The sequence below is a fragment of the Candidatus Melainabacteria bacterium genome (assembly GCA_003963305.1).
GTDB lineage: Bacteria > Cyanobacteriota > Vampirovibrionia > Obscuribacterales > Obscuribacteraceae > PALSA-1081.
Genome location: RXJR01000018.1, coordinates 1 through 22,430, shown reverse-complemented (window position 1 = coordinate 22,430; position 22,430 = coordinate 1). Strand labels below are relative to the sequence as shown.

The 22,430-nt window shown below is 51.8% G+C and carries 26 protein-coding genes; 1 reads left to right on the top strand and 25 read right to left on the bottom strand.

The window, feature by feature from the left end:
* Positions 1-27: 27 nt before the first annotated feature.
* The 6 genes from EKK48_17470 to EKK48_17445 all read right to left on the bottom strand — a co-directional run bounded on the left by EKK48_17470 (position 28) and on the right by EKK48_17445 (position 4,248).
* On the bottom strand, positions 28-1,389 hold the full coding sequence (locus tag EKK48_17470; protein RTL39668.1) for a glycosyl hydrolase family protein: 1,362 nt from the start codon (positions 1,387-1,389) through the stop codon (positions 28-30).
* A 151-nt stretch (positions 1,390-1,540) separates the two neighbouring features.
* A complete protein-coding gene (locus tag EKK48_17465; GenBank protein ID RTL39667.1) occupies positions 1,541-2,014 on the bottom strand; it encodes a hypothetical protein in 474 nt (157 codons plus the stop codon).
* 154 nt (positions 2,015-2,168) lie between these two features.
* The gene (locus EKK48_17460; GenBank protein ID RTL39666.1) at positions 2,169-2,531 is read right to left on the bottom strand and encodes a hypothetical protein; all 363 of its coding nucleotides are present in this window, start codon (positions 2,529-2,531) and stop codon (positions 2,169-2,171) included.
* Between the two features lie 72 nt (positions 2,532-2,603).
* On the bottom strand, positions 2,604-2,801 hold the full coding sequence (locus tag EKK48_17455; protein ID RTL39665.1) for a hypothetical protein: 198 nt from the start codon (positions 2,799-2,801) through the stop codon (positions 2,604-2,606).
* 181 nt (positions 2,802-2,982) lie between these two features.
* The gene (locus EKK48_17450) at positions 2,983-3,465 is read right to left on the bottom strand and encodes a hypothetical protein (protein ID RTL39664.1); all 483 of its coding nucleotides are present in this window, start codon (positions 3,463-3,465) and stop codon (positions 2,983-2,985) included.
* 297 nt (positions 3,466-3,762) lie between these two features.
* Entirely contained in the window at positions 3,763-4,248 is a 486-nt protein-coding gene (locus EKK48_17445; protein ID RTL39663.1) for a hypothetical protein, read from the bottom strand.
* A gap of 172 nt (positions 4,249-4,420) precedes the next feature.
* Between EKK48_17445 and EKK48_17440 the strand changes: the two genes are divergently transcribed.
* Positions 4,421-4,828: a hypothetical protein gene (locus tag EKK48_17440; GenBank protein RTL39662.1), complete on the top strand. Its 408-nt coding sequence runs from the start codon at positions 4,421-4,423 to the stop codon at positions 4,826-4,828.
* Between the two features lie 494 nt (positions 4,829-5,322).
* Here the strand turns inward: EKK48_17440 and EKK48_17435 are convergent, their stop codons facing one another.
* The 19 genes from EKK48_17435 to EKK48_17345 all read right to left on the bottom strand — a co-directional run.
* On the bottom strand, positions 5,323-5,778 hold the full coding sequence (locus EKK48_17435) for a hypothetical protein (GenBank protein ID RTL39661.1): 456 nt from the start codon (positions 5,776-5,778) through the stop codon (positions 5,323-5,325).
* 113 nt (positions 5,779-5,891) lie between these two features.
* A complete protein-coding gene (locus EKK48_17430; protein ID RTL39660.1) occupies positions 5,892-6,284 on the bottom strand; it encodes a hypothetical protein in 393 nt (130 codons plus the stop codon).
* 118 nt (positions 6,285-6,402) lie between these two features.
* Complete coding sequence (locus EKK48_17425; GenBank protein ID RTL39659.1) at positions 6,403-6,801, bottom strand: hypothetical protein; 399 nt, start codon at positions 6,799-6,801, stop codon at positions 6,403-6,405.
* 120 nt (positions 6,802-6,921) lie between these two features.
* Positions 6,922-8,139: a hypothetical protein gene (locus tag EKK48_17420; protein RTL39658.1), complete on the bottom strand. Its 1,218-nt coding sequence runs from the start codon at positions 8,137-8,139 to the stop codon at positions 6,922-6,924.
* Between the two features lie 11 nt (positions 8,140-8,150).
* Positions 8,151-8,654, bottom strand: a complete 504-nt coding sequence (locus EKK48_17415) for a hypothetical protein (protein ID RTL39657.1) — start codon at positions 8,652-8,654, stop codon at positions 8,151-8,153.
* 1,039 nt (positions 8,655-9,693) lie between these two features.
* Positions 9,694-10,935, bottom strand: a complete 1,242-nt coding sequence (locus tag EKK48_17410) for a hypothetical protein (GenBank protein ID RTL39656.1) — start codon at positions 10,933-10,935, stop codon at positions 9,694-9,696.
* Positions 10,932-11,468 carry a hypothetical protein gene (locus tag EKK48_17405; protein ID RTL39655.1) on the bottom strand — a complete coding sequence of 179 codons (537 nt, stop codon included), beginning with the start codon at positions 11,466-11,468 and terminating at the stop codon, positions 10,932-10,934. The genes EKK48_17410 and EKK48_17405 overlap by 4 nt, the downstream gene beginning before the upstream one ends.
* 24 nt (positions 11,469-11,492) lie before the next feature.
* The gene (locus EKK48_17400) at positions 11,493-11,864 is read right to left on the bottom strand and encodes a hypothetical protein (GenBank protein ID RTL39654.1); all 372 of its coding nucleotides are present in this window, start codon (positions 11,862-11,864) and stop codon (positions 11,493-11,495) included.
* A 120-nt stretch (positions 11,865-11,984) separates the two neighbouring features.
* On the bottom strand, positions 11,985-12,308 hold the full coding sequence (locus EKK48_17395; protein ID RTL39653.1) for a hypothetical protein: 324 nt from the start codon (positions 12,306-12,308) through the stop codon (positions 11,985-11,987).
* Positions 12,309-12,451: 143 nt separating this feature from the next.
* Positions 12,452-13,288 carry a hypothetical protein gene (locus EKK48_17390; GenBank protein ID RTL39652.1) on the bottom strand — a complete coding sequence of 279 codons (837 nt, stop codon included), beginning with the start codon at positions 13,286-13,288 and terminating at the stop codon, positions 12,452-12,454.
* Positions 13,289-13,405: 117 nt separating this feature from the next.
* Positions 13,406-13,825 carry a hypothetical protein gene (locus EKK48_17385; protein ID RTL39651.1) on the bottom strand — a complete coding sequence of 140 codons (420 nt, stop codon included), beginning with the start codon at positions 13,823-13,825 and terminating at the stop codon, positions 13,406-13,408.
* Between the two features lie 49 nt (positions 13,826-13,874).
* On the bottom strand, positions 13,875-15,419 hold the full coding sequence (locus EKK48_17380; GenBank protein RTL39650.1) for a PDZ domain-containing protein: 1,545 nt from the start codon (positions 15,417-15,419) through the stop codon (positions 13,875-13,877).
* An 83-nt stretch (positions 15,420-15,502) separates the two neighbouring features.
* Entirely contained in the window at positions 15,503-17,275 is a 1,773-nt protein-coding gene (locus EKK48_17375) for a PDZ domain-containing protein (GenBank protein ID RTL39649.1), read from the bottom strand.
* Positions 17,276-17,356: 81 nt separating this feature from the next.
* Positions 17,357-17,896 carry a hypothetical protein gene (locus EKK48_17370; GenBank protein RTL39648.1) on the bottom strand — a complete coding sequence of 180 codons (540 nt, stop codon included), beginning with the start codon at positions 17,894-17,896 and terminating at the stop codon, positions 17,357-17,359.
* A gap of 110 nt (positions 17,897-18,006) precedes the next feature.
* The gene (locus EKK48_17365) at positions 18,007-18,486 is read right to left on the bottom strand and encodes a hypothetical protein (GenBank protein ID RTL39647.1); all 480 of its coding nucleotides are present in this window, start codon (positions 18,484-18,486) and stop codon (positions 18,007-18,009) included.
* Between the two features lie 32 nt (positions 18,487-18,518).
* Positions 18,519-18,746 carry a hypothetical protein gene (locus tag EKK48_17360; protein ID RTL39646.1) on the bottom strand — a complete coding sequence of 76 codons (228 nt, stop codon included), beginning with the start codon at positions 18,744-18,746 and terminating at the stop codon, positions 18,519-18,521.
* A gap of 81 nt (positions 18,747-18,827) precedes the next feature.
* On the bottom strand, positions 18,828-20,648 hold the full coding sequence (locus EKK48_17355) for a hypothetical protein (protein RTL39645.1): 1,821 nt from the start codon (positions 20,646-20,648) through the stop codon (positions 18,828-18,830).
* A 119-nt stretch (positions 20,649-20,767) separates the two neighbouring features.
* Positions 20,768-21,412: a rhomboid family intramembrane serine protease gene (locus tag EKK48_17350; GenBank protein RTL39644.1), complete on the bottom strand. Its 645-nt coding sequence runs from the start codon at positions 21,410-21,412 to the stop codon at positions 20,768-20,770.
* 98 nt (positions 21,413-21,510) lie between these two features.
* On the bottom strand, positions 21,511-22,430 hold a 920-nt coding region (locus tag EKK48_17345; protein RTL39643.1), incomplete at its 5' end, for a hypothetical protein.

Below are 22,430 nucleotides of genomic sequence, written 5' to 3'. Positions count from 1 at the left end.
GACATCCATTGTCTGCAACCCGCAACCTCAGGCTGCTTTCGGCACATTTGCCAGTTGACACATTCGCCTGAACTCATGACGAGCGGTGCGATTTGAACCAACTGCATCGGAGATACGAAGAATCGTCAGACCTTCGTACAAATCGAGAGCAGACCGCAATCGCCCCCAGGAAGCAGCGTCGTACAGCGTGTAATTGAGCGCATTCTCGCCTTTAACCGGAACAAACTGACGGTTAGCCTCCTTGCCAATCCAGCGCACAAGCTGAAAAGCAAGCGATTCGTTTTCGCCGTTTGCCAATTCCAGGCAAGTAAAATGCAGCACGACGCGGGTGCCCTCCTGCTGAAGCTCTCGGAACAAGGAAATTACAGCCTTATAGCCATAGACCTGTTCCTCGTCCCAGCCATAGGACGAAATCAAACCAGCAGTCATCTCAGCCAGCCGATCGGAGAGCATGAGCCGACCATTGTCTAGATGTCCCATGCGCCAGTGCACCCCCGGAAACTTCGCACCAATATCGATACCCGCAAAGGCAGAACCTTCAGAAGAGAAGACTTCCAGCGCTGCTGAAAGTACCATCCGTCCGTGCTCCAGGAGCGATTCTCTATACCAGTCGAAAAAATCTCGACCGTATTGAAGATTGATGTGTCCGCGGTCGGCAAAGAATGCACCGGGGTTGCACGGAGGCTCGATCTTATCTAGCACACCCCAGGCACTCCGTGCACCATTTACAGTACCGTACTTGGTCAGCACGTAATCGACAAAAGACTGCCGCGCCAACTCGCTGTAGCACTGAAGCGCCCCGCGAGTAGGGTAATCGGTGTTTTTGTCGTGCTGATTGTAGCTGGGGTAGCGCAGTTCTCCGGCTGGTCCCAGGCTGATATTGATTTCGCAAATATGCTCCCTCTTCGCGGCAAAATGCTCCTGAAAAGCGCTGAAAAACGCTTTGTAGTCTTCCAGAACAAGTTTCGTCGCCCAGCATGAAACATACTCATTGCTAGCGTTTCCCTGTTCGCTGACATATTTGACAGCATTGACATTGCCAGATTCGATCTTGGACGCCAGCTTGCTCCAGACCCAATCAGGAAGACTTACGTTGAAAGTGTCGCCAGTATTACCTCCGCACTTATGCAATGAAATTATGCCAATCCAGTTCAAACCAGCACGGATGATGTGATCGGAAAGCTTGTCATAATAGGCCCAGTCGTAGTTACGCTCAGCCTTTTCTACAAGACCCCACCAGACATCAGTCGTCACGGCATAAACGCCTCTGCGTTTTGCCTTGGCCAAATGTCTGTCGAATTCCTTCCATGCTTTCGCGGACGTCGCGTTGTTGAGACCCGCAGGGTCACCAACAACAAGCGGCGCCATGACGTTGATGACTGTATTCATGACTCTTCTCCTGTCAGGTTGACCGGGGTCCAAACAACGTCAAATGCCGAAGCAAATGACTGCGGACGCGAATCAAGGCGGGGCGCGCACCACTTGTAGTGCCTGACGCCACCGACCTTGCCGGATGTTATGGAATAAAAGCAGCTGCAATTCAGTTCATGAAACCGAAATATGCTCCTGCCGGCGCGTGTTGAAAAAGCACGAACAAATGGAACACCAGGGAAAGAACACTACAGGCGTAAGATGCCTGCCAGGCGGCTCCGGCACGCGCAACGTAAATGATTCCCGGCATAATCAGACCAGCCAGCAAAAGAGTCAGCCAGACCGAAAGTTGCACCATCAAAGGTTTCGCCAGAACGACAACCAGAAACGGTGTAGCGTTATGCGGGTCAATAATGTCGACGACGAACGAGGAAAAGCTCCAGACCACATCGCCCAATAAGGCAATTGAAGCAATCACCGTTGTTCCGACATACATCAAGCCACCGAAGAGCAACTTGAGAAAAAAGCTCACCGGTCTGAAGGCAACAGCACCATTGCTGAAGCCAGGAGCCATGTGCTGAAAGACCAGAACATAGCAAATCGAATAAAACAGTAGGTTGAAGATGTTGAAGGTGTTTAGCATGATGCTCTCCAGAGGAAATGCTGTTGGTTTTAAGAGATTGGTAGAGCTGCGATGAGCAAGGCCCTCCGAAAAACTGACACCCATCAGCTTGTCGTTTGACAGGTTGCATTGACGCGCAAGAGCGCCGACGGTCAATCGATCAGAGGCTCTTACGCTACGAGCCAAGAAACACCAGTCTGTGAAACTTGCCTGTCTGTTTCACATGCAAGGTCTGACCTTCTGCTACAGACGACGCGATCTGGATGTACGCCGTGTCAGCAATGATAGTCCAAATTTCATTCGAGTCTTTCCCCTTTACCGTAACGATTTCCCGCCCGGTCAACCCATCTCGCAAGACAGACACAACAACAACAGTCGAATTCTGCTTTGCGAATCTCCGCCATTGCTTCTGTTCCTCGGTCTCAATCGATCCGAAAAACTGCGAATAAACTGCCGTCAGCAAAATACCGACATAGAGCAGGTTTGGGACTAACCGATCCCAGAAAGACTCCGTATCATCAATCATTTTCTTTTGCATGCGGTCTCCGCTTTCACAAGTGTTGAAAAAAAGCATTCAGAACAAACCTACGAGCACCCGCGGTCTTTTCCCTCAAAGCTGTGCTGCTTGAAACTGTGCTGCATAATCGATCAGTTTTTCGGCGGACTGCAGACTACTGCCGATGATGGCGGTGTCAGTTAATGCGATCATCCCCTGAGCGACATCCAGGATCTCTGCGGCTAGGTTCCTTACGCTTCCGTCGCGGTCGCCGTCGCCGCCGCCAATCGCCACTCTGCTGGATACCTGCAAGATTGAACTCCGCAGATATGAACTCTCTCGGCTGCGTGGAGTACTTGAACTTGCGGGCTCCCTTTCGACGAACCATCAAACCATATGCGCGATGGCTTGCAATTCCTGTGCTCATCGCACAGATAGATAGTGAAATGTATGTTCATCAGTATTCCTCAAACAATTGAATCAAACTAAGTCGCTATAAGTGTTTCCGAACCTTCCATGTGACTTCGACTGCATGCTCGATCAGTTTTTGGGCGGCTTGCAAAACAGAGCCAAAACTGCTTCCAACAAAGTTCAAGGTGCTAACGGTTCCATCGTCTGAAATTGTGCAGTTGCAACCGATTTCTTCGAAGACCAGCTTAAATACTGATGCCTGTGACCAGAATCCAGAAGGTACGCGGATACTTCCGTCGCCCATAATCAACCAATTCTTTTCAACAGAACCGCGTGAACTGCGGATGGTGGCGGTGTCAATCAAATCGAGCATTTTCCAAGCGGCATCCAGAATCACCGACACTTGCGAGAGTGGTTCGGTGGAACCTATTCCTTCCACTCTCGAAATAAGACCTGTCAAAATACGCTCAATTTGCCGTTTCATCGGCTTCGAGTCGCTCGTTGTTAAAGAACCTGATTCGTTAGATGTTGTCATAAGACCTACGAAGTTAATTACTGTTGCCATTCACATTCGTCGCCGCCTGAACTACAAGAGTTACCTGTCAGTTATTGAGCGTTGTCCATGGCGACGGTAAACCACCAATTACCAGTTACGTCCCGCTCCTGTTAGGGATGGGCTGGCTTTATTCTGCGTCGAATCTGACTAGCAAGCAGAATACTGTCGCCTCAGCACAAAGACTGACTTGTGACAGTCGTGTTCGACTTCCGAAAGAGCATTGCGAGATCCTTGTGTTTCGAGCGTTCTTTGAATGCTGGCTGCATCGTCGTGAGCTTGCTTGAACTTCTCCCTAAGTGAGCATCGTTAGAATCGGTGCCTGCGCCAGTTGTTCGAGTTCTGCAGGGGGGATGCGTGCAGACTGACTGCATGCTCGATCAGTATTTCGGCGGCTTGCAGAACAGAGCCAAAACTGCTCCCAGCAAAGTTCAAGGTGCAAACGGATCCATCGTCTGAAGTTGTGCATTTGCAACCGATTTCTCCGAAGACCTGCTCAAATACTGATATCTGTGACCAGAAGTCAGAAGGTACTTGGATGCTTCCGTCGCGGGTAATCACCCAACGCTTTTCAACACAACCAACACCACTGCCGCTGATGGCGGTGTCAATCAAATTGAGCATCTTCCAAGCGGCATCCAGAATGTTTGCGACTTGGCTCAACAGAGCCAGTATCCGAGGTGACGGAGTACTTAACAAAACTGCCAAATTCACAAAAAGAGTACGCTCAATTTGCAGTGTCAGCGGCAGCAAGTCGTTCGTTGTTAAAGAACCTGATTCGTTAGATGTTGTCATAAGAGTTACCTACCAAGTGATTCGTAATTCATTCATGTGGAGAGAACACTCCACATGGCGCCATGATTGTGAGAACCGGTGAAGCTCAAGTGCTCCAGGCGTCCTCCGAGATCATCGAAATAACCAGACGGTAATATGAGACTTCTGGAGAGCCGCGCAGTCTTGTACCAAAATGTCTTCCAAAGACCCCGGCAGAGTTGGTAAACTCGCTATCAAAGGGCACCTGATGAGCCCAAATGCATACAGACTCTCAGGCAGAGCTGGCAGCGCCTCGATGGGCAAACCTTCTACCTGCAGTTCGCTGAGCGAGCGCGGGAACTCAGGAAGTGCCTTAACCTCGGGACAATCGACTACTTCTAAATTAGTCAGCCCTTCCGGCAACAGAGGCAACGCTCCGATTTGGAGGCAGTTCAAGATCGCCAAACATCTGAGTGAGTGCGGAAGAATCGGAAGACTGAGCATGGCAATGCCACTGACCCTCAACGCCCTTAGTGAGCTTGGCAGAGATGGCAGGCTTGTTAAACCACCGCAATCCCTAACCCATAAAGTCTTCAGCGACCTCGACAGCCTTGGCAAATGATCGATACCAGGGCAATTGATGATCCACAGAAATGAAACCCCACTCGGTAGGTTTGGAAGCCTTTTGATGCCGATGCAATTACTAAGGAAAAGATGCTCCAGTGAACGCGGCAACCTTCGTAGCATCTTGAGCAATGGGCAGTCAGCAACCGTTAACTTCTTCAGTGACCTCGGCAGCACCGGCAACCGCCTGACATTGGGACAATTCTTGACGCTCAACTCGGTTATACTGTCGGGAAGTTCCGGCAGTTCCGTTACACCAGGACTGTCCTCAATTTCCAGTTCGGTCAGGCCTGGGTTGCTGCTTAAGTAGCAGGACAGAACAGCATTCGATATGAACCTCATACGGTCTCCGTTCAAATTAGAATTAGGCGATAGGATAATTCCAAGTAACTAGCAGGCTAGGAAGACAAGCGACCCGTCGCCGTCTTGCCTGACAGTCATTCGGCCGAAAACAGAACTCGACAAGCCGCTTACGCCACTGGCAACTTATCACTAGCGCCAATCATCCTCATCGTCGCCCGGTATCCAGGTGCCAAAGCGGCCAGTGGAATCATCGACGTCGAGCGGAAGATGTCGAGAGACCTCCTGTCGAAAGAAAAGGAACGGGGGGAAAAGGAACGCAATCAAATGTGCGAGATTGAAGATCAAAAAGAAAACGGCCGCAACGAGCACCAATGTTGCAGCAGACGAGTCTTCACGAAAAAACCAAGCAACAAAACTGACTGCGCTGACGACAAACCCAAGCACACAGGCGATAAAAGATTCTTGTAGGAGAAAAGACGATGAATAATGGCGTGAGTACTGACTCAGCAAGCCCATCCCGAACAAGAGCGGGAATACGAATATCGCCGCGCTATCCGGATGGGAGGGAGTATAAAGAAACCAGGCTACCAGGTTGCCGAGAGAAACCAGGGCAATAAATGTCACTAACCGAACGCTAGTTTTCATATAACAGATACCTTCTGAATTTAAAACATAAGGAAGCTCTCTTCGAGCATGTGTTTGTGCTGCCATTCTCAAAAATGGACAAAATTAATTGCAGAACGGTCAATCGATCAGAGTCAGCTCATTTGCTTCAAAACTTTGACTGCATGCTCGATCAGTTTTTGGGCGGCTTGCAGAACAGAGCCAAAACTGCTTCCAACAAAGTTCAAGGTGCTAACGGTTCCATCGTCTGAAATTTTGCAGTTGCAACCGATTTCTTCGAAGACCTGCTTAAATACTGATGCCTGTGACCAGAATCCAGAAGGTACGCGGATACTTCCGTCGCCCATAATCAACGAATTCTTTTCAACGGAACCGCGTGAACTGCGGATGGTAGCGATGTCAATCAAATCGAGCATCTTCCAAGCGGCATCCAGAATCACCGACACTTGCGAGAGTGGTTCGGTGGAATCTATCCCGTCCACTCTCGAAATAAGACCTGTCAAAATACGCTCAATTTGCCGTTTCATCGGCCTCGAGTCGCTCGTTGTTAAAGAACCTGATTCGTTAGATGTTGTCATAAGAGTTACCTACCAAGTGATTCGTAATTCATTCATGTGGAGAGAACACAGCAGTTCGTCATTAGTGCTAAAGTTCATTGCGATGCCCGTTCAAACTTGCATTCAGCCGCAGTCTCAGTTGTCGGAAGAAAACAAAGCCAATCAAATCTGCGAGATGAAAGATCAAAGAGAAAACGGCCGTAACGAGCACCAATGTTGCAGCAGACGAGTCCTCACGAAAAAACCAAGCAACGAAACTAACTGCGCTGACGACAACCCCAAGCGCAGAGGCGACAATAGAATCGTAAATAGAAGACTCTTTCAGTAACAAGTACGATGAACAATAGAGCCAGCCCATCCCTAACAAAAGTGGAAAGACGAATATCGCCGCACTATCCGGATGGGACGGAGTATAAAGAAACCAGGCTGCCAGATTACCAAGAGAAACCAGGGCAACAATCGTCACTATCCAAACGTTAGTTTTCATACAACTAATACCTTTCTGAATTTAACGAACAAATATGCGTGACTAGGCTGAGGCGATAAGCAGAGTCCTTCGGCAAACTGTCGAAAGACCTTGCTACCGCCTCGAATAAATCGCACGGCCTCAACCGCGACATTCACTCGCCTCCCGAACAGCCGACTCCCCGCGATCGATTTTGACGATCGAACCACCGTCTGCGGCGTCCGTCACGGACTCGAGTTCTTCCAACAGCGCTCCGACTCGATTTGTCACCGCGGCGAAAGCACTGATACCGCCGAATTGGGCGATCAATAGAGTTGCTCCATTGAAGACGACCGTGAATGCCATGACTGATTGAGTGATGGCACCAAATTCGATGTCGCCGCGGAAGTATATCGGCGCCATAATTATTGCGGGGATCAACGGCACCAGCAGATTGAAGCCGGTGGTGAACATCTGCACACGGCTGTTCAATGTCGCAATGCCTAACAACGTTTTTATTACGGTGTCAAGCTGAGACAATGCTTCACGGTGCAAGCTCGCACTCGTACCTGATTGCAGATAGTGCGGGTCGTTCGTTAATGCCAGCGTCGTCCGCAGAGCTGCTTCCGATGCGAATTGCTTATCATTCAATGCCGGCATCTCTTTACCTATCGAAGCGACAATCAGGACACCCAGAGTTGCATAACCCAGATCGGTCCAGAAGAGTATCGGAGACAGGTGGAAGAGCACGACAGAGAATATCACTACATGCGCAGACGCTTCTATTATCGAGATCACAAGCCCCAAAAAACTGTTGCAGAACGAATCAAGGTCCTGCGTCATACGTTGCTCGGGGTGGTCGATCTGGGGATGGTCAGCAAATTTGCCGATTGCATCTTCAGCGCAAGCTGAGGCAAACGTTTTCTTTGATAACCATGATCGCCACAAAAGAGCCAGTCGCGTGCGGGTCAGCGATATCTTCACTTGCAGCGGGGTGTTAAGTCCTAACAAAGCTATGTAGATAGCCATGTACAGGTAGTAGTCCCACATCGAGTGTTTTTCTATAGCGGTGAAAAATGCTCCATTCGTTTTGTTGATGAGAAGAAGCACGAAGGTTTGGCCGGCTATCAAAGCCAGCAGCGCGAAAAAGCGTTTGTAGGCAACATTGCGCGTCTCGGAAACCCAAAACGGCTTACCCACTCTCAAAAGCTTTTTCCAGGGGAATTGTTTGAGCATGTTCATGGAGGTTCTCCAGTGAATTAAAGAGAGGCTTACAGCCGTAGCTGAGCCGGTCTTGTCTGGTCGGGCATCGAAGACAGCGGTCAGTCGAAGACAGCAGTCAATCGATGCCAACCAGAAACAGTGATCACCAGAGGACATCCAACGAACAGCTATTCTGCGAGGATTGCCACTATCTGAGTGTCACTGAAAGTGCCTAGCCACCTGGCACTGCGGCCACGGCTGATGCGAGCATGGACTTCACATGCCGGAAACTCTTCGGCGCAAGCCCACAATTCAACAACCACACCGCTACGGCAAATCTGTCCATTCGGCTGGCTACGTTCGGCAATCCATCTTTCGAACTCCGTATCCAAAAATCTCATTTCGTTGCTGGTTTCATCCAGAAAAGCTACGAGCTGAGCGCCGATTTCGACAGAGCACTCTTCCTTTTGATCCTTTGCGATCGCTTCTTGTGCTAAGCGCCGAGTTTCAAGAACGAAATTAACTACCGTCGGCAAAATGACAGCACCAGCAAGGGAGCAGAACAACTCTGTGATTGGATCCTGAAACACACCGGCCAGCAGAAGCGCTGCTCCTGTGCAACCGCCGATGAAGAAGCCAGCACAAATCAACTTGAGAAGAAGGTAGAGTTTTGAAGACTTTGATGTATTCATAAATTTCTCTCCGTAAATAGCGAAGACAACCAGGGGCTTCTTCGCACCGGTTATGATTAGAACGGCTAAAGAGACTGAAGTCTCTCCAACGCTCGCCGAAATTTGCACCACATACAGTGCAGCACAAGACTCTAAACAAGACTCTCTGGAATGACCACGATGAAAGCGTGACCATTCAACAAAGCCCTGCATCTTGCTTACCAGGCGACCGCATCCTTGATGGTCATTAGTAAAAAGCGAGGACCTTCCCTGGTCCACGGCTAATTTTCTATCGACTTGCGCCTATCGTTTACAAAACGGGCAACAAGCACCCTTGCCCAAAGCAGAATATTCATGCAGGCAGTGCGGGCAGACCACAAGTGGTCCAGCAACGCCATACGAAACATTCTCGCCCTGGTGGCAGTGCGGGCACGGCCAGGTCAATGATGCTCTTATAGACACCTTGCCACAGTGTGTACACGTAACTTCGGCAGGAGGAATCAGCGAACTGGCTTCACCACCCATGCCGCAATGTGGGCAAGCGGAGTTCTCGCATTGTTGCGCGTATGACAACAAGCAGTGCTTGCATATGACGATCACGATCAACTCCTTTGTGTAAGTTGGAACGAGGTTGTGCGACTCTAGCTGCCTTTCGATTCAGTCAATGGACTCGCGAATCCCTAAAGATGATTCACGCGACAACGTCGAAATCACCCCACTCAGGATTGCGACAGTCGCCGCTGAATTTTGCTGATTGAAATTCTCTGCGCGCGCAGCTTATGCAATCTGCCCACCTGGCTTTGCATCAAGAGCGACGCAGGCATGGTGTGTCCGAGGTCTCTCAAAGATTTTGCAGATGATTTTTTTGCTTTCTTGGTCATTTTTTTGAACTCCGATTTGCGACTTTAGTGTTGCTGTTCGCCTGAAAACCAATGAACTGACGGCACGTGAACTCACCGCCAGCGGGACAATTGAAGGGACTTTCGGAAAACAGCAGGTTTTCAATCGGGCAATTTCGTTGCCCGATTGTTTTAGAGATGTTGCACTTACAGAACCCAACTCAACTTCTGCGCAGCCTCCTCGTTACTGAGATTCGGACAGAGTACGGCACCGTGTAGCGCACCAACAGACAAAACAAAAGTGCTGTTACTGGCGCGGCCCAGTGCGGTCCAACCAGTCTGATCAGGTCATTGTAGGCAGCATAAAAGGTGACGAGCAAAAGCAATCCGATCGTCCCCAAACTCGACCAACGTTGAACCATGACCGACACCGCCTTGCCTCTCATCTTCTCAATTGCGAGGAACAGCAAGTGTCCGCCGTCCAGAGCAGGCAAAGGCAAGAAATTGAGCACCCCCAGAGACAAACTGACAATCGCAGCAAATGCCAGAAAGTCAGCCAGTCCTGACTGGAAGAGTTCGCCGCCGGTTTGCACAATACCAATCAGACTTTGCAGCTGATCGGCGTTCACTTGCTCCTCGTTAGACCTGGGAACGATATGCAGCAATTTGCCGAGCCACTCAAGGGTAGCTCCAGTCGCCTCGGCAGTTTTGTCGACTGCATCAACCGCAGCAGTCAAGACACCTACCTGCGCATAAGGCACATAACCCTTCTGCCGAACACCCTTCAGCCCGAGCTTACCGTTGGCATCGTGATCCAACTTGAGAGAAATGACTTGATCGCCGCGTTTTACATCCACGGCAACCGGGCTGCTTTGATGCGCGAGAAGGGCGTTGAAGACCTCCCTGGCAGAGAAAACCCTCTGCCCTTCGATGTTGACGAACTCATCGCCAACGCGAAGACCGCTGTCATAGGCAGCGGTGATTTTCGAGTCCAGCTCGGCAATGACGCTTCCCGTAGGTTTGAACGCCTGCGGCTCTCCCACGAGCGTGTAGGAGAAAAACGTAATCAGCACGGCGCACAGCAAATTCATAAGCGGTCCGCCACTGATGAACACGGCTCGCTTCCAGATTGGCGCGCGCGCCATGTCATCGTCATCGGGCACTATGTACCCACCTAAAGGAACGCTGCTGAGCCGAAAATAGGTACCCCATATCGGTTTGGGATACTGGTAGATGGTTTTGCCGAAGCCGACCGAAAACGTCTTGACGCTCAGCCCCATCATACGAGCAGGAATCCAGTGTCCCACCTCGTGGATGATAATCAGAAAGACGATAACCAGCGCTGCGACGACCTGACCGAATGCGTACGCAAAGAGAAAATCGGCCAGGATTATAGCCAGCATGATTGACAGAACCTGCTTTACTGGCGGGAACTTCGAACGAAAAATGCCTAATGGATTCATAAAGAATCTCCGATGTTGTTGGTGATAAGCACGATCAGTGCTTGAATCTGAGCCTGAAGCTCAACCTGTTGAACTTGAAACTGTGCCCAATCTCTCTGTTGTGCTTCCTGCTGCGCCTGAAGCTTGGCTTGCTCAGTTACGACCGCTTCTTGCAACTTCCGAATTTCCTGTAGCAAGAAACGATTGTCTGGTCCAATCTTGAGGAAAGGACGCAGAAAGAACAATTCCACAATCGCAGTAAAGACACTGACGCAAACGATACCAGACAAGAGCAGCGGCGCCGCCACGACTCTTCCTTGCCAGGAATGCGGCACAATGTCACCGTATCCGATACCAAGCAAGCTGATATAAGTAAACCAGAGTCCATCACCTAGCGATTTAAACGTATTCGGTTCGATACGATACAAAACTATCGAACCGAATACGGTGAGGCAGGAGAGTATGCACACAGATGAAACGACTGGATGCCGCGCGAGACAATGCAGGCAGCGTTCTGCTCTGCACCCGATTTTTTGGTGCCTTTCAAAAAACATAGACAGCCCCACAAACCAGGCACTTCAGGCGTAGAAGACGTACGACGGCTCTGGACCCATCTTACCGACCCAACCTCGACAGGCTGCGACTGCCAGAATAGCAGCCTCCTGAGACTGAGCAAGGCGCCGACGAAGCGCGAGCAAATCGTCCAGGCTTGTGGCCGTGCGCCAATCAGACGCGTCGATTTGTCGCATTATGGTGGACGCCATCAGCAAATGATTGCAGGCGTTGTTATTGTCGGGCGAGCCTGCCACAGCCAATCTCGCCTCTTCGATTTTCTTCTTCACTGCTTCCAAGTCCTCCTCGAAGTGCCGCTTCATCTCGAACTTGAACCAGTGATAGTAAATGACGACGATGCAAAACGCCACCAGAAAGCCGTTCAATAATTCATTCATAGTTATTCCTGCTGGAAAGTTATAGGTTTTGTTATCCAAACGAGTGCGTCGAGCACAGGCGCTCAACTGTGTCAAAATCGGCGCTGTCTCGACGACTCGCTCACATTCTGAGGCGTAAAGTTAAGCAGGCAATACCGGTATCACCAGCGATGAGCTAACGAATTTACACCAATCCTGAGGCGCACGTCTCGGATAGTTTTTAGAACCAGTGACAACGGGCGCAGCAAACCATTCAGCGCTTTGACCGGCTGTTGTCCGCACTGAACGCCTGACAGCCAGCCAGACTTTGCCCTGCTCGTCAACGATAAACATGTTGCAGAGGAAGCTTGCTCCGGGCATTCGCTGGCGCGTGATTTTTCCCTGAAAAACCCACAGGTCACCAGCCCAATAACCGCCGGGGGCTGGATTTGTCAGGACTGGCCGATGTTTTTTAAAGTTTCGCATTTTAGTTCTCCGAAAGTTGGTAAAAGGCACTCGCGCCCAGCCGAAGCCAAACGCGAGTGGTTGTAACGAGCGAATCTAGCGAGTGTAGCAAGCCGTTCTAGCGCTTCCCCCCGGTCTCCTATCAGACCAGGCTAACTAAGCGCTCACTGAAAGAGGTACGAGTAGTCCGGCATCGGAATCACCTGCCCGGTGCGGTCGCAAACAGCCAACCCAGGCGCAACAGCCGAGTAGCACGTTATTTGCCCATCTGCACCGGTCATCTCGATGTGACGGCAAACACCCTGCTCATAGCGAACCACAATCGAGCTGCCGTCGATTGGGTAAACGGCCCGAATCTCCGCGTTACCGTCGGTTCCTTCCAGCAAAAGAGAACCGAAGTTCTTCGATTTCGGATCAGAAACCACCTGCAGTCGTTGCACCTTGCCCTCGAAAAACTCCGGCGCTTCCTCTGCAACGACAAGCTGCCAGCATTTTTCGGACTCGCCCTCCGACCTCTTAAAAGCGCACAACACATCATCCTGATAAATACACAGACCAGTTGAACGGTCTGGATACGCGATCGTTTGAATTCGCGAATCCGGCATGAACCCGACCTTGTAACACATCAAAGGCGCAATCACTTCCAACATGTCAAAACGAGACAAGATGACTGTGCCGGCGCAATACAAGGGAGAGTCCTCGTGTATGACCTGCAAGTCGTACCAGGTGGTGCGATCTTCCTTGTAGATGTCACCTGCCGATTCGAAGACGAAGTCTCTACCGCGAATGCTCGCAGCGCAAGGGTGAGCACCCTGATAAGTGAATTCGGCTCTCTCAGCATCCGGATAGATCACCGACTTCACCAGTCCTTCCGCCACCTCAATTTCGTATGTCCTCGGCACGACGGTCATTCCTTTGACTCGCAAAGCAGCGCGCACGAAATTGAGCCAGCCCTTCGCCTCAATCATCTCGAATCCAGCATGATATGTTTGTTTCTCCATTACTCTTTCTCTCTTAATAAGTGGTTCTCAACGCCGCAGTCCGATTGCGACGCGAGAACGAAAAATCCACCACTTCCTTGTGGCAGTACTGAACAGGTACCAACCAGACTTACAGACCTACGGACTGATAACCGACTCGATGAAGGCCTTCGCTTCAGCCTCGGTTAGATTTTTTCGCACAATAAACAACTCATCGTTGATGCTCACCATATAGGTCGGAATGACGAGCCCGGGCGAATTGACGCGCTGCACTAATGCGGAATTTTCTGTTGTAGGCGCTTGAACAAATCTGGCACGACCAGTAAACTGCACCGCCAGTCGCTCGGTTGCAGCGATACGAGCAGCACAGTCGGCAGGAGCGCAAACGTCCAAAACAACCGGCTTTTGCGAATCAGAAACTTCCTGGTGGAAGGTCTGATTCGTCACCGATGTTATGAAGTGAGCGGGCGCGTAATCATCATCTTTGCCGTAGGCGGTGGCCGCGGCGATGCTGATGATCGTAACTACGATTGACGCAAGGATACTTTTTATTTTCATGAACACTCCTGCTTGAGGACTAAGTTATTTTTGGGGAATGCTGAGCCGGCTAAAGACCCAACAGTGCACGCATCTTCTCTTGGGCATCACTGAACTCAGCCTTACGCTGTTTCATGATGGAAGTCAGATCAACGTTGCTGTTCGCTGCAGCGAATGCGGAAGGATTGTGAGCAACCTCGAGGGCTCTGGCCATCTGCAAGTCCGAAGCGCCATCGCCGGCCGCCACTTCTACATCCGGAGTAACGCCAACCCAGTCGACCGACTTATTGTCGATGGAATACTCCATGCAGATAGGAAACAGGGAATAGTCGAAAGGCAAACCGACAGGACATTGCCCCACACCCTTACCAACCGTTCTCCTGCCTACGACAATGGCGTTCCTGTAACGTTGCAGCATTTCAGCCAGAGCTTCCGCACCACTGGCGGTATTTTCATTGGTCAGCACGACGATAGGACGATCCAGCGGAAAGTGCACCGGAATCCAGCGCTTTACGTGCTGAGCGGTGCCGTCAGGAAGAGTCAGGGATAGCTGGTTTGCGGTCAAGATGTAGTTCTGACTGTCCGTGTGATCGCCGTTTCGCATGTTAACGGTGACCAGACTGCCCTGATCGACGAACAGCTGAACGACATTGAGCACCAAATCCAGCCTGCCACCGGGATTGTCGCGCAAATCGATTATGAGCGCGTTAGCCTTACAGCCTTTTTCGGGCTCCTTCGCTCCTGTCACGCCGCAAGCTTTGTCCACCGCTTCATGAACGTCGGCCGCAGTGTTTTCACTGTCGAATTCGGCAATACGCACCACACCCACATCGCCGATATCGCTCTCACTGGCCGCCGGCATCTTGATAATCTGACGCACCAGGTGCACAGTTCTCTGCTTACCCTCTGCTCCAGATAATATCTTCAAGGTAACTCGACTGCCTTCAGGCCCACGCACATTGGCAATCAAAGCCTCGGCGTCGGCGCTCGCGTCAATCGCGGCACCGTTGATTTCAAGAATCTGGTCTCCAGCCTTCAATCCAGCTCCATAAGCAGGCGTGCCAGGAGCCGGGTCGGATGCAACAACAATCTTCTCGAAGCGGGCGCCATTACCTGCAGTGCCATACTTTTTCCGCAGCAGGGCACGCGCTTGTGATGTCGGATATTTCGGAAGCTCCAGTTTCTCGAGAGCGGCTGATGTTTTGCCAACGAAAGCAATGTTGGCACCAATGCCTGCAATCTGCCCCTCTTCGTCGATGCTGTTCTGGCGAGTCTCAGCCGGCGTGTAGAAATAGTCAAAGCGCTCGTTCATGCTCATGAGCATGTCGGTCACAGCCTTCAACGTGCCGGTTTCATCAGCGAGCAAATTGGAATTGTCAAAGCGATGCAACCACACGTCCAGCCAGGCTTGACGCACCTGCGGATCGGTGTTGCCCCGATGAATATCTGCCACAGCTTTGACCGTGCAGGTGTACAAAACCTTTCCATCGAAAGGTCCACGATTTGACGGGCTACATTCATCAGAACTGAACCAGTCAAACGCAGCGAAAAAGAAAGCTAGAGCCGCTACGGCTGCCAGCACCGGATGTTTCTTGACGAGAGAAAGTTTCTTCATAAGATTACCTGATTAATGGAAGTGAACCGCCATCGTTAAGCGCGCGCAACGGCTGTGACGCGCAAAACGATGGCGGAGGTTGATTAGAGAGCGGCGCGAGCGTCGCGTTCTTTGTGTTGCTGACGCAACTGGTCTGCCCGCCTCGAAGCCGTCGAAGCCTGCGCAATGCGATTGCGAATCACCTCGACAGCTCGGGTCAGCTGCGCATCTCGGACAGACATCGGATCATCCAGATATGCAGTCGATTGCTCGACTTCAACATCAGGCATGATCGCAGCTCCAAGCTCTTCATCGCCAGGCTTGAACTTGAGCACTGTGGTTTTAAGAGCAGTGCCGAAAGCGAGCGGAATCACTTCCTGTCCTACATCCTTGCCATAAGAAGGCGTACCGACGATGGTTGCACCATGACGCTGCAAAAGACCCGCCACCATTTCCGATGCACTGGCACTGCGTCCGTTGATCAGCACCACAATCGGAAGATTGCGTGGTAACAGATTCATGTATCGGTCGGCGCCCGTGGCACTTTTCAGCTCACCATCGATAAAGATTTCCGTCACCAGGGTGTTCGGCTCGAGCACCAACTTGGTTTCGACTATTTGATTGCCATGACGCTCCCATGTAGAAACAAGAGGTCCATGGTCAATCAACAACTGCGGAATGATTTTAGCGAAATCATCTCTGCCTCCACCGTCGTTACGGAAGTCGAGCACAAGTCCTTTCAACTTACAGCCTGTTTCCGGATCGTAGTCGGTTGGGAAATCGATTCCGCCCCCGGCGTTAACGGGCAATGATATGCCTGTACAGAGCCTGAAGAGGCTTTGCGCGAAAGTGATATGCAAGTCTTTCGACGCAAATGCCGTCAGAGTAAGCGACGCTATGGTACCAGGTGCAGTGTCATCCAGGTCGTCAGTTTGCACCATCGGCACTGTCACTGCCTCTCTGGTTATCTGCAGAGATAGCTGAGATGTATTGCCTCCACTCCTGCGCTCTACGACGACTTGAACCTGGCTTCCCGCCTCCCCCTGCAGAAGCTGGCTCACCTCGGAGAAAGTATGACCTTCCACCGGCTCGCCACCAATCTTCAAAATGTGATCACCACTGCGCACACCGGCTCGATCAGCAGGACCACCGGGCAGAGGTGCGGGCCAAAAGTATACGCCACTCGCTGGCGTTACTATCTGAGCAGCCAGCAGCTGTCCCGGAGTCGGATTAACGCCTGCCGCCTTGATTCGGCTTTCGACGCCCTTTTGCATTACATACGCCCCGACACCGCTCAGGGTTCCCCGAATGTGACTAAGCAGTTGTTGAACCCCATTCACATCGAGGAACCTGGTGTGAGGCTGATTAAGACTGGCCAACATCTCGTCAATAGCATTTTTCGTACCATCTTCGCTGTCGAGCATGCCATCCTGATCGTGCTTGTGCTCGAACTCAGCGGCAAACTTTTCAGCAACGGCGGCATCGATCAGTGAGTACTCTCTTTGCCTTGTGTAATTAAACACGCAGCGATAGAGAAGATGTCCATCGAAACTGCCCCTGTTGGCTGGTTCACACCCCGCGAACATAGCGGCGTCAGCAGCGGCGTTGGCCGGGGAATCCGCGGTCACATTTGCGATGGCAGGAAGTGCTGTGGTGGTACTACGTGCGGTTACTGATGCCCCAATGGTTCCGTGCCTTCCAAACGCTACCATAAGCACAAGGGTCACGCCCAGAATCAGGAGGCAGACCGTTCCGAGGTTGCCCCGCAGCGCACGCCGACCAGCCACAAGTGCCGGCAGCAAAAACCGAAGAAAAGCGCTTTTTTCTGCGTCTTTCATAAAAACTCCAATGATTAGTTGAACAAAGGATAAAAGCATCCGTGAGCGGGATAACGACAACAGCGCTTTAAGCAGATATCGCCCAACAGCTTTGCTGCCGTCATCCCAACAATGCGGAAGTTAAGGTTGTTCTGTCTGGGTTTCCGGCTCTAAGCCTGATTCGTCGCTACCGCCGCCGGAATTTACCTGGACGAAACTCTTGATGTCATCCACTCCGTTGATGTTATAAGCGACAGTCAGTGCTGAACCTTTGAACACATAGATGGGATACCGCACCTGTTCGTATTCTCCACCCCAGCCCGCCCAGCGCGCGAATGCCCGCCAGATACGAACCAAGACATTGTGAGTGAATTCCAGGGTTTCTTGCTGTTCCTTGTGAATGCGAGCAGCGAATTCGGCGTTGTCCACGGTGTTCATCTGCACAAAGGCGACGGTCGTTGAACCTTTTGCAGCCTTATCGAGCAAAATCTTGTCAAACTTACACTCATCGGCCCGGCACAGCTGTATCAGAGCTAGAGACATCTGATCCATCTCCGCATAGTTGTTCGCGGAGGTGACTATTTGAACCGGATTCGCTTGTGCAGCTTCCTCTGCCCGGGCAGCCGCAACAAATAGCAGCAACAGAGCGAGTGAAGCAAATATCGAGTGTGTGATCTTCATGTTTAATTCCTGTATAGAAAGTTTATGGGATTCGTCTTTTGATGGCGAAAGCGAGACTATTGCTCGTCTCGCTTTCGCACATTCAGTTAAGACAGAACGTCAGTCAGGCCTCAACGTTGTTTAAAGCAGTGCCAGCGCTCACGCTCATATCGCTCGTAGAACGGATAGCCCTGCCTTTGTTGTTGCGGGTATGCTTGATACGGCACATCCTGGTAAAGCGGCTGATTGGAACCCGGTGCCGGTTCACCAATGGGCGGCACAAACTGGTATCGCTGCTGATTCTGACTGCAACACGGCTGTAGGTTCTGGTATGGCTGCTGGTGTTGACCGCAACAAGGCTGAACATACTGGTATCGCAGCTGGTTCTGACCGCAACACGGATTCGCCAAAGTGGGCTCGGCGATCGGTGCGGGCTCGTACTGCTGCGGCTGCTGGCTATCCCCGTTGTACTCACGATACTCGTGGTATTCGTAGTATTCGTGATACTCGAGATACTCGTGATCGGACCCGCTCCCGTCGCCCTCCCAGGCTAGAGAAAGCACGGGTACACAAAGAGCGGTCAGCAGAATCGTCGTTTTCAATGAATTCATCACTATCTCCGGAGATTGAGGTTGAGTGACGATTACCAGCGACGGAAGTTATCGTATTGACGATACTGATACGGGTACGGAGACCCGTTGTACAACGGATAACGCTGGTACGGAATGTAAGGACGACGCCAGTGATTATAGGGGCCATACGGCCGATACATCGGCACGCGCACGCCCACGCCCACATCGACGGGAACGCCGACACAGCCAGTCAGCAAAGCGCTAAGCAATACGGCTAAGATCAGGAATTTTGCTTTCATGGATTTTCTCCAAATGAATGGTTGATGCCGCAATGAGCGGCGCAAGGTTAATGCCGCGATGAGGCGGCATCAGGTTAATGGCTACTTGGGCGCTGCGGCAATAGCAGCGGGCGGAAATGCATCAGGCGCGGGAGCCGGAGACACGTTTGGCAGAACTGAAGCGCCTGCACCAGCGACTGGTTCGATGCCGCTTGCAGCTCGCTTTAGAAAATCATCGAGTTCACGCGCATTGTGAATCGCCGTAGCCGTGAAATGCACACTGTCTACGAGAGACGAGATGTACAAAGGATGGCGGGGATTGTCGTTGACGACAGATACCAGCCAATAGATGTGGTCGTCCTCACCAATTACCGGTCTATCTTCAGTGACGACCTTGTGCCCCCAATCGACCCGTGGATCAGCATTGTGCGCGTAAGTGATCGCCATTGCGGGTCCACTTCCGGCACGCGGTTCGAAGATCCGCAAATGTCCGTAATTGTCGACCATTGCCAGCGCAGTCAGAGCTTTGCCGTCTCTGGTGCCCGCCGGTTCAAGCGACGCCATCTGTTGAGGACGCAGCTCAGACTTGAACTCGGTAATGTACGGGGCCGGGTTGAAATCCTCCGGAGCAAGCTCCTTCGGACGTTCTTCCAAGCTCATTTGCATCACGCCAGCCGACTGCTGGTTGAACTTCTTGCTGATGATACCCGTGTAGAACTGCGCATACGCCTTGATCAAGGTAGCAGCGAAATCCGACGAGATGAACACTGCTTTCGGATAGAGCTTCTCAGCCTCCTCGATGCTGAGATCCCGTATCCAGTTCGTTGTGCTTACGTCCATGACGCCGCCGACACAAGGCACCATGGCACCGAGAGCATAAGGACAGCGTGACACATAAGTGATCAGGTAGTGGCGGCTGCCGTCCGGTGCGTAGGTGTAGATGACTCTATCCCTGGTGCTGAACGGGTGACGTAGCTTCAAGACGGCGGTCGTCAGAAAGCTTTGATCGCCGACCCAGAAAAAGCCATCACCGGGGTTTGATTTGTACAATCCAAGCAAACGGCTGAGGATCTCATAGACACCGTCCTGTCCAGCGCTAACAGTGGTTGCGGCCGCCTGCATGTCCGTCTTATCGGAGTCGATGCAAATCACGTCGCGCACCATGCCCAGCACGTTATAAGCAAGGTTGTCTTTGTAGTAGAGCGGCGAGCACCAGTACATCTTATCCGCGCCGGGAGACAGGTGTGGCTTGTCTGCCGGTACATAGAGATTGGAACGGTTGTCCAGATTGATCTGACCCTTTGCAGAAATCTGGGGAAGCAGGCGATTGACGGTGGCAGGAACGTGTTCGAGCCGCTCGACATTGGCACCAACATAGGTCGCCAACTGCCACGCGCGCAATTCATCATTATCGTTGGCGTACCAGGAGGCACCGCACAATGACAAGACAAACAACCAGACCGTGCCAAGCCAGAAGTTACGGCGCTCAGTCGCCCAATGCAAGACCATAACAGTCAGCAAAAGTCCGGCCACGCCCAGCACTGACATCACCATCATCAAACCAAACTCGGTCTGGTTGTAGCTGGTAAGCGACGCCTCGTAGAAGGACGGAATGACCACCTTGTACATGAACAGGTATGGCAGCAGCACCAGAGTCGTTCCGATCGGAAACAGCACAAGCGCAAGCCAAAATCGCCGGGTTCGGGCAAAAGAGAATATAGCCAGCGACAACCCGAAAAACGGCGCGATGTATTCCAGCATGTAAGGCTGAAAGAGTGCGTAAGTTCCAATCATCAAGACGATGACAGCCTTGAATATCGTATGCCGATCAGGCACCAGACTGGAAAGGAAGGCAGCCATTTTATATCGAGTTTGCTGCAGGGCATCTCGTGCTCTTGCGAGCGGGGCGGAAAAGTCTCTCATTTTTGTACCCAATGTGTGATGTTGAAGAACGAGGCACCGCGCCAGCACGATGCCATCGCATGTAGTGCAACTATGCAGCGATCTTCCGGCATTCCAGAATGACGCTGCATGCACGGAACTTATTCAGCGATCAGTCTGGATTTCCAGAACGACGCTATGGCGTAACCGGCAGCGAGACCGGTGATGTGCACGACCATCTGCCCGGCCAGCGGATTGCCGAGCGCCTGGAACAGCAGTTCGAACTGCCACAGCAACCACACCACTATGACGTGCTTAGCACGCACAGTGAAATGGATAATGGGCAGTTCCCCTAGCGGCTGCTCTCTGGTCAAGACGAGTGTCGCCCCCATCAGTCCTGCAATCGCACCAGATGCACCCACGAGTGGGAAAATCAGATTCGGCGAAAACAGAACCAGACCGATGCCGGAAAGCATACCGCAGACAAGATACAGCGCCAGGAACCGTCTTGTTCCAAGCGTGTACTCCAGCGATAATCCGACCGCCAGCAGAAAGAGCATATTTCCGAACAGGTGGGTCATATCGACATGAAAAAACTGATGTCGAATCAAACCGGTCAAACAATCGAAAAGATGTCCGCTCTGCAATTGCTCGATGAAGCTGAATGGAATCAGACCAACGGCGCGAAAGTCTTCCCCGCCACCAATCACAAGCCCAACCGGGAAGAGAATGATGTTCAGGATCAAAAGCCATTTCACTGCCGGATATCTGAGTAAGGCTTGCAAGTTCGTAAGTTGAGTATCCATAGTATTTCCGGTGTATCCACCACTATTAGATTGAGGTGCCACCACGCTCGGTGCTGCACCAGAGGCACAGTCAGCCAAGCGTGATGGAGTAAGTTGCGTTACTGACCGACCTGGTTCAAAGCCTCGTAACGCAGACGCAGTTGCTCGATTCGCGCCTTTATGAAAGCGCGCGTCTCAGCTTGCAGCGGCTCGGGTGACCAGCCATAGGGGTCCCTGGCGACCTTTTCAAGCAAGCTGTCCAGATCGCCGTTGCTCCACTCAGGATGAGCCTTAACTTCCGCCATAGCCTGGTCGAATATTTCGGCGAATCTGTCCTGACGCATGATCTTGCCTTCCAGCAATTCCCAGAACATCGTCCAGATGCTTTCCGAGCGGATAAAGAGATTCATTATCCACCAGGTTCTTGCATACAGCACTTTGGTCTTGAGGTTGCATTCCGCATCGATCAAGTCCTTCTGCGCAGTCCCCATCTCGGTCGAAGCGGTCATGCCGCGTTGACCAAGCGAGATCGGACCCAACTTTTCAGAACCGTACCAGCGCCCGATAGCCCGGTAGATATTCTGACCGACAACTTCAAAATCGTTGTCGGGACCCGAGTCTTTCACGTTCAGGAAAACCAACTGCGCCGCACTGCCACCGAAGCCACAAACAGCATCCGCATCGACTTGCGTCAATGTCTTGCCAAAGGCATCACGGTCGGGGGTTTTGAAGGTCAAACCACCGGCGCGCCCCCTCGGCTCTACTGCAATGAAGCGCACGATTTCATTGGTCCGACCCAGATAACGCTCATAGGCGATACCCAGGGCGTGCCCGGCTTCGTGCACGACGGTGTTGAAGATTTCGCCGAACGTCAAGTTCACTTCCGTCTTCAAACCCATCAGATGCCGCAGCAAGCCCTCAAAGAAGTCTTCCTGACTGACCCTGGACTTAACCGCTGCCTCGATTTGCTCCTTGCTGTAGTTTTTGGCTCTCAGCAGCTCCGCTTCGCGCTCGGCAAGCTCCTCTGCGTAAAGCGCCG